Below are 12,321 nucleotides of genomic sequence, written 5' to 3'. Positions count from 1 at the left end.
TACAAACGTGATCTATATCACGCGCTAAAAGCCGCATAAATCAGAAAATACTCTTTAAATATCAACAAAATAATTAATTCACTAATATTATTATTTATTACTCTCGCTAACTTATGCGACCTTAATCACATCTTTAAAATGTGTTAAAAGTCCAATAAGTGCTCATTAATGAAATAAATGGATCAGTTAATTGCAATTCTGAGGCGTCACCCCACCTAAAAGCGCACTTTTAATAACTTTAATATCGATTTATTGAAACATATATAAGCAAAATTGATATGCCATAGTTACATCTAGTGATCTCGATCACAGATAGGAAAATCCCATGAGAGAAGCACCCCGCAGCCCTGTAAATTAGCATTTCATATAGCAGCCAAAATGATCTAGATCATATTAGTCGAGCACCAAATAGCGTCTAGTACACACCACAGAATGTCGTGACCATTAATATTTTCAGTGAAAACTGCTGATATGAGGTCTGGGAAGTCGACATTAAGGTAGATGCACAATCCTAGTATTTTAATAAAAAGACAGACCACTTTATGAAGAGGCAAGCATGACAATACTTCAACTCCTCGCCAGCTTGACGCCAGTGCTCAGCGTAATGCTATTTTTAGTGTTACTCAGAATGCCCGCATCTAAGGCTATGCCCATATCCATGGTAGTCACAGCACTCGCCGCCGTGTTTATATGGCAAATGGACACTACACTGCTGGCCGCATCGGTCCTAGAAGGACTGCTATCAGCCATCACCCCATTAACTATCATCTTCGGCGCGGTATTCCTGCTCAATACCCTGAAATACTCGGGTGCGATGGATACCATCCGTGCGGGCTTTACTAACATCAGTGCCGATGCCCGGGTGCAGGTCATTATCATTTGTTGGTTGTTTGGCGCCTTTATCGAAGGTAGTGCCGGTTTTGGCACACCAGCCGCGATTGGCGCGCCACTGCTAGTATTACTTGGGGTTCCCCCCGTTGCCGCCGCCGTGGTGGCTTTGATTGCAGACTCAGCCTGCGTATCATTTGGAGCGATTGGTTTACCTGTGCTCTTTGGGATGGAACAGGGTCTGATCCAAGGTGGCGTAAGCATGGCTGCGGAGCAATTTGCAGCACATGGCGGTAACTATGCTGGTTACGCGCAATATATCGTCATGCATATGATCACTATTGACTTAATCACAGGTTCATTAATCCCTCTGGTTATGGTGACTATGCTGACCGGATTCTTTGGTCGCAATAAATCCTTTAAGGAAGGCTTAGCCATTTGGAAATTTGCGATTTTTGCAGGTCTTGCTTTTACTGTCCCCGCATGGATCATCAACTACCTCGCAGGCCCTGAATTCCCAGCGGTTATCGGTGCATTAATCGGTATGGCACTGGTGATCCCAGTTGCGCGCAAAGGTTATTTGCTCCCTAAAACCCCTTGGAATGATTTTGCCGAAAATGACAGTCAAGAGGGAGTCAAGGTTGAAGCCACGGCTAAATTTTCACAAATTGCCGCTTGGACACCCTATATCATCATGGCTGCGCTGTTGGTGTTATCTCGTACAGTTATGCCGCTTAAAGCCTGGTTATCAAGCTTCAATATCAGCTGGACAGGTTTAATGGGCACGGAACTTAAGGCCAGCTTCGCGACACTATACGCCCCCGGCGCCTTCTTCGTCGCCGTGTGTATTCTCGGTTTTTTCCTGTTCAAAATGAAAAGCCCTGCGATTAAGCAAACGGTCGGTGTTTCATGTAAGTCCATGTTACCCACCATTATTTCATTAGGTGCTTCGGTGCCTATGGTGAAAATATTCTTAAACTCGGGTGCTAATGGTGCAGGTCTGGCCTCTATGCCAGTTGCCCTCGCCGATATGCTGGGCCAGTCAATGGGTGCAGTATGGGCATGGGTCGCGCCTATCGTGGGGATTTTTGGTGCCTTCCTATCGGGTTCAGCCACTTTCTCGAACATGATGTTCTCCAGTCTGCAATACAGCGTGGCTGACAATGTTGGCATGAACCACACAGTGATATTGGCACTACAAGGTATAGGTGCCAACGCCGGTAATATGATGTGTGTAATGAACGTGGTAGCCGCTGCTACTGTGGTGGGTATGGCGGGTAGAGAATCAGAAATTATCCGTAAGACTATGCCAGTTGCCATCGGTTATGCCCTACTGGCAGGTACCATTGCAACCCTATGGGGCGGTTTCTAATCCATTGATTTAATTGAGCAGTCGAAGTCACGATCGGTGACTTCGACTTCTGTCAGTTTATAAAGAGAGCAATGTAATGTCGATTAACTATAAATTGGTCATCGATGATCTAAGAGTGCAATTAGGCGACCACCCTGTCACAGATGATCCCGTCCGTCGTTTTGCTTGGTCCACCGATGCGAGTTACTTCAGAATCGTCCCCGAAGTCGTAGTACATGCCGAAACCCTAGAGCAAGTTAAACAGACCTTAGCGGTAGCCAGAAAGCATAATGCGCCCGTGACCTTTAGGGCGGCCGGCACCAGTTTATCGGGCCAAGCTATCGGTGAGGGCATACTGCTGATCCTCGGTCATGATGGTTTTAGAAAAATTGAAGTCAGTAGCGACGCCAAACAAATTACCTTAGGCGCCGCTGTCATTGGTTCCGATGCCAATGCCGTATTAGCGCCACTTAACCGTAAGATAGGCCCAGATCCCGCGACCATTGCCTCGGCTAAGATTGGCGGTATTGTCGCCAATAATGCTTCAGGTATGTGCTGCGGCACGGCCCAAAACAGTTACCAGACGATCGCCTCAGCAAAGCTGCTTTTTGTCGATGGTACAGAGCTCGATACTGGTTGTGAGAAATCAAAGGCAGAGTTTGCCAAAACCCACGGCAAACTTCTCGATGCGATTAAAGAACTGTCACACATGACTCGCCATAATGCGGTATTGGCGGAGCGTATTCGTAAAAAATATTCCATCAAGAATACTACTGGCTATGGTATCAACTCGTTACTCGATTTTAGCGATCCCTTCGACATCATTAATCATTTAATGGTGGGTATGGAAGGGACTCTCGCCTTCATTAACGAAGTCACCTACAACACAGTCAATGAGGCTAAATTTAAAGCCTCGGCCATGGCCGTGTTCCACAATATGGAAGATGCCGCCCGCGCTATTCCATTGATCAACGGTGAGAGCGTCGCTGCGGCGGAACTCCTCGACTGGCCATCCATCAAAGCGGTAACGGGTAAGCCTGGCATGCCGGACTGGTTATCGGAATTGCCTGCATTATCCGCTATTTTGCTTATCGAATCCCGTGCCGATGACGCGCAAACCCTCGAAGCTTATACCCAAGATGTCACCCAAAAACTTGCGGGTTTTGACTTTATTCGTCCAATGGAATTTAGCACTAACCCAGCAGTCTGTGACAAGTATTGGGCTATGCGTAAGGGATTATTTCCCATTGTGGGTGGCGAGCGGCCAAAGGGCACCTCGGTCATTATCGAAGACGTGGCCTTCGAACTCGAGCATCTGGCGGCGGCAGCACACGATATTACCGAGCTTTTCCATAAACATGGCTACCCTGAAGGTTGTATCTATGGCCATGCCCTAGCGGGTAACTTCCACTTTATTATTACGCCGACTTTCTCTACCCAAGCCGATATCGACCGTTTCCATGCCTTTATGGATGATATTGCCGATATGGTGATTAATAAGTACGACGGTTCGATGAAGGCTGAGCATGGTACCGGGCGCGCTGTGGCGCCGTTCGTCGAAAAAGAATGGGGGCAAGATGCCTACACTCTGATGAAAAGCATCAAGCAAGTGTTTGATCCTAAGGGTATCTTAAACCCCGGCGTCATCCTCAACGACGATAGCAATGTCCACGTTAAAAACATCAAACCCTGCCCTGTGGTCGATGATTTTGTCGATAAGTGCATCGAATGTGGTTTCTGCGAAAAAACCTGTCCAACATCGGCGCTTAACTTCTCGCCGCGTCAGCGTATCGCCACTTTGCGAGAAATCGAGCGTTTAGAGCAATCCGGTGATAAAGCCGCCGCAGCCGAAATGCGCGCCGCCGCTAAGTACGATGTGGTTGATACCTGCGCCGCCTGTCAGCTTTGTACTATTGCCTGTCCAGTGGATAACAGCATGGGCCAATTAGTGCGTAAGTTGCGCACGCCATACATCACCACCACTGAGCAAAAAGTCTTAGATTTCCAAGCCAAACATTTTGGCGCGGTCAACCAAGTGATCAGCTCAGGTTTTGACATGCTCGGCGTGATCCACAGGATCACCGGCGATGGCATTACCAATGCGCTAATGAAAACCGGCCGCTTAATTTCTAAAGAAGTGCCCTATTGGAATCCGGATTTCCCCAAAGGCGGCAAACTGCCAAAACCCTCCCCAGCAAAAGCAGGTCAAGAGACTGTGGTCTACTTCCCTGCTTGTGGCGGCAGAACCTTTGGCCCGACGCCGAAAGATCCCGATAACCGCACTTTGCCAGAAGTGGTGGTCACGCTGCTGGAACGCGCGGGCTATAACGTGATTACGCCTGATAAAACCCGCGATCTCTGCTGTGGCCAAATGTGGGAATCTAAGGGTGACTTTAAAAATGCCGATGCCAAACGTCAGGAACTGATCGATGCGGTCAGCAAAATGACCAACGGCGGTAAACTCCCCGTACTAGTCGATGCATTAAGCTGCACCTACAGAACATTAACGGGTAACCCTAAAGTTAACATTATCGACCTGGTTGAATTTATGCACGACAACCTACTCGATAAGCTCAATATCAGCAAAAAAGTCAATGTGGCTCTTCACTTAGGCTGTAGTGCTCGCAAGATGAAACTCGAGCCAAAAATGCAGGCGATTGCCAATGCCTGCTCAACTCAAGTGCTCAAACCTGCGGGGATTGACTGTTGTGGTTACGCGGGTGAAAAAGGATTATACAAACCCGAAATCAATGCCAGTGCACTGCGTAATATTAAAAAGCTGATCCCGGTGGACATTAAGGAAGGCTATTACGCTAACCGTATGTGTGAGGTAGGCCTAACCCAACACAGTGGTATTTCCTATCGCCACTTAGCCTATCTGCTGGAAGAGTGTACCCGTTAATATTCGTTAAAGGCATAAAAGCGGGGCTAATTTAGCCCGCTTTTATATCTAAAAGATATCATTCTCATTTATAGCTAAAAAACAATTTAAACCGTTCAAACTTAGTGTCATAAATTCAAATAAAAACCAACTAAATCAATAACATAGAATATTCTCATTTTTGAAAAAATCAACAGGATCATTTACTAAATTAGCGCTACTTATTTACTTAAGATAAGCCTATATTTGATCAACTACCTTAGCATTTGTGTGGACTTTGGGGTCACAGTGCAAGGCAATGTCGTTCACTAACAAGAAAGAGAAAACACCATGAAAATAGCTCTTTTCATCCCGTGTCTCGTTAATCAAATGATGCCAGATGTCGCCATCGCCACCTTGGAATTATTAGAAAAACTTGGACACCAAGTGATTCTTCCCGAGGGCCAAACCTGTTGTGGCCAACCTATGACCAACTCGGGTTGCTTCGATGCAGCGCGCAGTACCACCCTTAAACTGCTCAACGCTTTTAAGGGAGTCGAATGCGACGCCATTGTTTGTCCAGCCGCCTCTTGCTTAGTGGCCGCAAAGGAAAACTTCCACGAGTTTGATAGCAGCCCAGAAGCCCAAGCGGTGATCGATAAGCTCTATGAACTCACCGAGTTTTTACACGATATCGCACCGATCCCCGTCTTTCGCAAGCCCTTCGCCCACAAAATCAGCCTGCAACTCAGTTGCCACGGCATCCGCATGTTGAGCCTTGCGACGCCAAGCGAGCAAATGGGCCCAAGATTCAATAAAGTCGAAGCCGTATTAGCCAAGATTGCGGGCATCGAAATTCTTTATCCCGATCGCCGTGATGAATGCTGTGGCTTTGGTGGTACGTTCGCCGTCGATGAGGGTGCCGTCTCAGCCAAAATGGGCAAAGATAAGGCACAAGCCCACGCGGCTACTGGGGCTAAATATGTGGTCGGTTTTGACCCATCATGCCTATTACACCTCGATGGCATGATCCGCAGACAGCAATTGCCGATTGAAATTCGCCACATAGCGCAAGTGCTTAACGCCGCGCTCTAGGAGACTGACCATGGCTTATCAACATAATCACGGGGCGGTTGGCTCACAAGTCCATGCCCATAAGGCCGATATTTTTTGCCGCGACGAAACCCGTGTCGACTGGCATTCAAAGGCACTCTGGACACTGAGGGAAAAACGCGACCGCGCCGCGGGTAGTATCCCAGAATGGGAACAACTGCGTCAGCTTGGCTCTGACATCAAGCTACACACGCTAACCAATCTTGCTCAATACCTTGAAATATTTGAACAAAACTGTCTAGCCAACGGCATTAAAGTGCATTGGGCCAGAGATGGCGCCGAGCACAACCGTATCGTTCACGACATTTTATCCAGCCACAAAGTGAAAAAGCTGGTGAAGTCGAAGTCTATGCTGACCGAGGAATGCCACCTCAACCCGTACTTAGAACAACGGGGTATTGAAGTGATAGATACCGACCTAGGTGAGCGGATTATTCAGCTCGCCAAAATGCCGCCATCGCACATAGTCGTGCCCGCTATCCATATGAAAAAAGAAGAAGTCGGCGACCTCTTCCACGAGAAACTCGGCACTAAAGCGGGGGCATCCGATCCCTTGTATTTAACCCGCGCCGCCCGTGCCCACCTGCGTCAACAATTCCTTAGCGCCGATGCCGCGATGACAGGCGTGAACATGGCGATTGCCGATAAAGGCGCCGTGGTAGTTTGCACGAACGAAGGCAACGCCGACATGGGCGCTAACCTGCCTAAGTTGCAGTTGCATTCAATGGGGATCGACAAAGTGGTGCCCGATGTCGATAGCGCCGCCGTCTTGCTACGCACACTGGCACGCAATGCCACCGGTCAACCTGTCACGACTTATAGCGCCTTTTACCGTGGCCCACAGCCCGAAGGTGAGATGCACATTATTATCGTCGACAATGGCCGCACTGAGATGCTCAAGGATAAAATCCTCGCAGAATCATTGAAGTGTATTCGTTGTGGTGGCTGTCTCAATACCTGCCCTGTGTATCGTCGTTCAGGCGGTTATAGCTACAACTACACTATCCCAGGCCCTATCGGCATCGCCGTCGGCGCCAAATTGGATGACACTAACTCAATTGCCTGGGCCTGTACCCTCTGCGGCAGCTGTACTTATATCTGCCCGACCAAAGTACCGCTCGATAAGATTATTTTCCACCACCGACGCCTTAAGGCCGAAGCCGGACAACTTCCCTACGGTAAAAATGGTTATATGCCATTAGTCGGTAAATTTATGGCAAGCCCGACTATGCTCAATTGTTCAATGAGCATGGCAAGAACGGCACTGCGCATTCTACCGGGTAGCCTATTGAAACCCTTTAGCGGTGCATGGGGTAAATACCGTGAACTGCCCGTCGCCCCGAATTCCAGCTTCGAAGCTTGGTTTAAGCAACACAGGAGCCTATAAGATGTCTAGTAAACTTGAAATTCTCAATGCGCTCAAACTGTCGGCCTTAATGAATCACCCAATGCCGAGCATAGAAGTGGCGCCAAGGCTCGAAAACCTCGTCGGCCAGTTCGAAACTAACCTCAATGCTGTGGCGGGCACACTACATAAAGAAGGTGGCATCAAAGCCCTGCAAGCCAAAGTGGATGAACTTATCGCCCAAGGGTTGCAGGTCATCTCCCTTGTAGAAGGTGTCACAGCAAACCGTGAAATGCCACCCACAGCCCACGAGCTTAAAGATATAGATTATGCGGTAATCCCAGGCGAAATTGGCGTTGCTGAAAACGGAGCCATTTGGGTTAACAATAAGAATCTAGGCCACAGAGTGACACCTTTCATCTGTGAAAACCTTATCTTAGCCCTGCCAACGAATAAGATTGTGCCGACCCTACATCAGGCAGCTAAAGAAATCACCTTAGCCTCAGGTGAGTTTGGGGTGTTTATCGCGGGTCCATCAAAAACCGCCGATATCGAACAAGCCCTCGTCGTCGGTGCCCACGGCGCCTGCAGCTCGAACGTGTATTTGCTCTAGTACCACGTAACCCAGAAAACGCAAAGGTTACGGGACAATCGAAACACAAAAGCCGCCTTCATCGGCGGCTTTCTTATTTAAACGTTAGCATCAGATGACGAAACGTACTGGCAGTTAAACACGGGTATTGTTCAAGTCAATCCGAGGATGCAGGGCCGCCCCATTCTGCTGGTCAGGCTCCTTTATCGAGTCGCTTTAACCACGTGCGATAGCGCACATACTGAGGATACCTTGGTAGTCTCCTCGACTCGGTTGGTAGTATTCTCGACTATGTCCATGAGGCATTTATAGTAAAGGTGAGTAAATGAACGAAGTATTACTACAAATAAAGGCGCTCACCAATGGTGATCCTTTGTTGACGGCTGTCATTGTTGGAGTATTAACATTAACGTTAATTGGACTCGTAGGCTACATGCTAAAAGATGTCCCCGCGAAGCTGTTAAGTTGGCTCAGTAGCCTGCTGTTTGTGCGGCTCACTATCGACGATAGCCATCAGGCGCGCACAGAGATATTCAATAAGCTGTCCTTTTTGATCAGTAATACTACCATTCCGTTTTTTTCACGCTCTATCTCTGAAGCTGTGTACTTTGACTATGGTGTGAATTACGACGGGCGTGTCAGTGTTAAGTCTATCGGCTACGGTATGCACCTGTTTAAATACTGTGGTTGTTTTATGTTGGCAACCCGTACTAAGGTCGATAGTACGATGGCATACGATTCTATTACTGTAAGTGCACCATGGTGGGCAAAAGATAAACTGCATAGTTTTTTAGAAGATACTCGTGGAGACATCTCTACTGAGCCGAAAGTGAATATTTTCGAAGAAACCGAATGGTGTCGCTATGGCACATTGAAATCATCGGGTTTTAGTGAATTAGTGCTAGATGAAGGGTTTAAGCAGGCATTGATGGGGGAAGTTGATAACTTCGCAAGTAGGGGGAAATCGGTTGTCAGTAAGCTAACCATACTGTTACATGGAAAAACGGGTACGGGTAAGACGGGTATAGCGAGAGCCTTAGCGGTTGAGTATCATCGCGATCTATACATATTGAATCTTTCGACTGTCAATGATGCCACTATTCATAAGGCGATTAGAAAGGTACCACCCGGAGCTATGTTGTTAATAGAGGACTGTGACTGTGTAAAGGCTACGGTATCACGTACAGCTGAAAGCAATGTAGATAATCCACCACTCACTTTAGGTGGCGTTCTAAACGCGTTAGACGGAATCGTTCCTCTTGATGACTGCCTGGTAATAATGACCACAAATCATCTTGATAATCTTGACCCAGCGTTGATACGTAAAGGTCGTGTAGATGTCAGTATTGAAGTACCACTTATCAGTGCAAAACAAGTTAATGAAGACTACTTTGAGCGTTTTGGTGCCGTTCTTAATAGAACTGAGCCATTGTTAGGTTGTGAAGTCTATGAACTCCATCGCAGAGCGAGCTTAAGATATGGTGTGTGTTGTAAGCCAGTGTAACCCTCTTCCTCCGAAATAGACGGGAGTGTATTCAACACTTATCTGAGTCCTGCGAGGGTGCGGCCTCATTTTGAGGGGCGCTTAGAAAACCATATAGATCTGTGAAATTAACCTGACACAGAATTATGTACAGCCTCTACAAACCTCCTTGTTTAATGCTTAACCCAAGCATAGTCGGAGGTTAACAACTGCGCTATTAAGCGCTGGATGTCACTGTATTCTTTTTCCATAGATAAATTTATTTATGCAAATAAAATCCAAACTTTTCAAGATATTGTCTATTACGTATTTTTATCTTTTCTATATATTCATTTGTTTTATCTTCCCCCATATCTAGACAAGATAAAAACTCAACCACATCGCCTTCTATTAATGGATATCCCCCCTTTGATTCTATTGCATTTCTAATTATCTTTTCTCCAAGCAACTTATCACCAACACAGTAATGCAACAGGCCTAAATTCAACTGTCTATAAACACCAGAAACTGATGATGGAAATAAACTTAACAGTTTAATAAAATCATTTTGTGTTTTTACATCATCAAAGTCTTTTACTCTTTGGGTAATATAATCAGCCACCTCATTTATCAATGTATCCTCATCTTTTTTAGGCGATAATAATTCAGAATTTACATCATATGAAATTAGTCCACTACGTCCTCCTCCAAGGTCCCATCCATCAAAAACCCAAAACGTTAGTGGTTCACTAGGGTAAGAAAAATGAATCAACGGGCAAAACCAAGTACAAACTAAAATACCTGAGCGAGCTTTGATAAGAAAAACACCTTTCAAAAGTTCGTCATCTGAGCTCTCTGAAACAAATATTTTTGCCAATTTAAACTTAGAAACAAAAAATAAACCACTTAAATTATCAGAAAGCTTGGAGTAAAAATTTTTATTCATATACGCCTCGTTAAAACATTATTAATTACCTTGTACAAAAACAAAAATATGGCCATCCATTTTAGATCAAAAACATAATGCACTTTTGGTTTGTCTACAACTTGTACGAGCTAAAATAGCTTAAACTAGAGTCATTAAAAAATTGGTGTATTTAAGACATGCTAACAAAAAAAATCTGGCCACCCATTTTAAATCAAAAACATAATGCACTTTCAGTTTGCCTACAACCTGCTCTGGCTAAAATGGCAGCGAAAGAGACTTGCGCTGCCATTTCGATGAAAAAGCTCAGTCGAAGTTTCCACAACAATCCGCTACATAAAGGCTTTAGTGAACGCTTCCTTCGACTGGCGAATGTAGTTGCGGGCGCTTTGGGCATGTTGCTCCCATACCGCCCTATCGCTTGGGTCGGTGAAGGGGTTTTGTTCGACGGCAATGGAGCGCTCAAAACGGTCATAGAAGGTTAACATGGCCGAAGTGATCTGGTTAAAACGCTCCTTGAACTCTTGAAATTCATCAATTTTTTCAGTGGTTTTAATCATATACTGCACAAGTTCAGCATTGCTATTCGAAGCTAATAGGGCTTCGGCCTTAGCGCTAATATTGGCGCTGGCATCGGCGATCACTAATGCGCGGGTTTGTTCATCCTTACTCATCACTCGGCTGTAATTTTCAGGGGTGCGGGCAATCCCAGCATGCTGTAAATAGCTGCGCAGATGCTTGTCGAGATCGCGGCGAAACGTATCTAAGTTCTTCTGCATATTGACTAAATCATTATCGAGCGCTGTGACCTGCTGCAGCTCTTTCTCGATTTCAGACATAAATCGCTCGGCCTGCTGGTAGATCTTTAGGCCATTTTCCTCGGCAAACTTTTTATCGCTGCGGCTCAAGTCGCTGTTGTCATAGTTAGAGCGATCAAAAGTCGCGGCCAAGAATGACTTAAAGGGTTCGGCAAAGGCGGAATAAGCACCGGCACTGACCACATTTAAGGTCGCGGTTGCCAAATCACCAAAGGGTTTCACCATAGAACCCAAGCGTGCTTGCTGGATAGGCGATGCCACACGTTTAGCATCGGTCAGAACCGACCTAAAAGTGTTATAACCTAATGGGTTAGACATCTTATTGCGCTCAGAAGTTGCTAATACGAAGGTGATACTCGAATAGATGGCATTGGAGTATTCGAGGTATTGCCTTTGGCTCTCAAGCTGGGCGGCGTAATTTTTACCAAGGGTGCGAAATGACTCGGATTGTACCTCGTAATTTTTATCTTCCTTTAGCTTATCTAAAATCCCACCGATAATTTTTTGCTCGTTCTTTTGCAACGCGATATCGAGGCGAATTTTATCGAGCGTCAGATCGTCCAAGCTAATAGGACCATTGATGGCCTCAATGTCGAGGCGAATATACTGGCGACTCGGATCGTCAATAGAGACTCGGTGCGCTAAATATTCGTTCGCGCCGGGGGTGATATCGATTAAGGCGACATGCTGCCACTGGGCATCAAGTTTTAATACCGGAGAGGTTAATACATTGATCCGATACTGGGTTTGAGTATTTTGAGTTTTCACCCAAAACTCTAACAGGCCCGCTTCAGAAATGGGGTACTTGCTGACTATGCTGCTATTGCCTTCGGCACATAGGAGTGCACTTTCACCACTGTGGGGTTCTGCGCCTTCAAATTGGCAGCCCATGATCCACGACCAAGGTTGAGATAAACGGTTGCCTTCAAAGTCGCTGGCAAACACTAACTCATTATCTTTAGCACTGGCATTAACACTGGTTAACACGCCAAACAACAGCATAGAAATGACTGCAGTGGTGCGCATA

Annotated in this window: 8 protein-coding genes; 6 read left to right on the top strand and 2 right to left on the bottom strand. The window is 46.3% G+C overall.

From position 1 onward, the window contains the following. The first annotated feature begins 556 nt into the window (after positions 1–556). The 6 genes from COW15_RS17825 to COW15_RS17800 all read left to right on the top strand — a co-directional run bounded on the left by COW15_RS17825 (position 557) and on the right by COW15_RS17800 (position 9,593). Positions 557–2,200: an L-lactate permease gene (locus COW15_RS17825; RefSeq protein WP_293634575.1), complete on the top strand. Its 1,644-nt coding sequence runs from the start codon at positions 557–559 to the stop codon at positions 2,198–2,200. 76 nt (positions 2,201–2,276) lie between these two features. Continuing rightward, on the top strand, positions 2,277–5,081 hold the full coding sequence (locus COW15_RS17820) for an FAD-binding and (Fe-S)-binding domain-containing protein (protein ID WP_293634573.1): 2,805 nt from the start codon (positions 2,277–2,279) through the stop codon (positions 5,079–5,081). 309 nt (positions 5,082–5,390) lie between these two features. Next, positions 5,391–6,134: a (Fe-S)-binding protein gene (locus tag COW15_RS17815; RefSeq protein WP_293634571.1), complete on the top strand. Its 744-nt coding sequence runs from the start codon at positions 5,391–5,393 to the stop codon at positions 6,132–6,134. 10 nt (positions 6,135–6,144) lie between these two features. Continuing rightward, on the top strand, positions 6,145–7,539 hold the full coding sequence (locus COW15_RS17810; protein ID WP_293634569.1) for a lactate utilization protein B: 1,395 nt from the start codon (positions 6,145–6,147) through the stop codon (positions 7,537–7,539). A 1-nt stretch (position 7,540) separates the two neighbouring features. Continuing rightward, a complete protein-coding gene (locus tag COW15_RS17805; RefSeq protein ID WP_293634567.1) occupies positions 7,541–8,110 on the top strand; it encodes an LUD domain-containing protein in 570 nt (189 codons plus the stop codon). A 304-nt stretch (positions 8,111–8,414) separates the two neighbouring features. Beyond that, a complete protein-coding gene (locus tag COW15_RS17800) occupies positions 8,415–9,593 on the top strand; it encodes an AAA family ATPase (protein WP_293634565.1) in 1,179 nt (392 codons plus the stop codon). 238 nt (positions 9,594–9,831) lie between these two features. Here the strand turns inward: COW15_RS17800 and COW15_RS17795 are convergent, their stop codons facing one another. After that, positions 9,832–10,497, bottom strand: coding sequence for a hypothetical protein (locus tag COW15_RS17795; RefSeq protein WP_293634563.1), 666 nt, complete (start codon positions 10,495–10,497; stop codon positions 9,832–9,834). Between the two features lie 311 nt (positions 10,498–10,808). Continuing rightward, complete coding sequence (locus COW15_RS17790) at positions 10,809–12,320, bottom strand: hypothetical protein (protein WP_293634561.1); 1,512 nt, start codon at positions 12,318–12,320, stop codon at positions 10,809–10,811. Position 12,321: the final 1 nt, after the last annotated feature.

The sequence above is a fragment of the Shewanella sp. CG12_big_fil_rev_8_21_14_0_65_47_15 genome (genome assembly GCF_002783505.1).
GTDB lineage: Bacteria > Pseudomonadota > Gammaproteobacteria > Enterobacterales > Shewanellaceae > Shewanella.
Note: the sequence above shows the minus strand (reverse complement) of the source record. Positions and strands in the feature narration are given on the sequence as shown.

Coding starts and splice junctions, on each gene's coding strand:
- COW15_RS17815 (WP_293634571.1), top strand. CDS start 5,391: ATGAAAATAGCTCTTTTCATCCCGTGTCTCGTTAATCAAATGATGCCA.
- COW15_RS17800 (WP_293634565.1), top strand. CDS start 8,415: ATGAACGAAGTATTACTACAAATAAAGGCGCTCACCAATGGTGATCCT.
- COW15_RS17825 (WP_293634575.1), top strand. CDS start 557: ATGACAATACTTCAACTCCTCGCCAGCTTGACGCCAGTGCTCAGCGTA.
- COW15_RS17810 (WP_293634569.1), top strand. CDS start 6,145: ATGGCTTATCAACATAATCACGGGGCGGTTGGCTCACAAGTCCATGCC.
- COW15_RS17790 (WP_293634561.1), bottom strand. CDS start 12,320: ATGCGCACCACTGCAGTCATTTCTATGCTGTTGTTTGGCGTGTTAACC.
- COW15_RS17820 (WP_293634573.1), top strand. CDS start 2,277: ATGTCGATTAACTATAAATTGGTCATCGATGATCTAAGAGTGCAATTA.
- COW15_RS17805 (WP_293634567.1), top strand. CDS start 7,541: ATGTCTAGTAAACTTGAAATTCTCAATGCGCTCAAACTGTCGGCCTTA.
- COW15_RS17795 (WP_293634563.1), bottom strand. CDS start 10,497: ATGAATAAAAATTTTTACTCCAAGCTTTCTGATAATTTAAGTGGTTTA.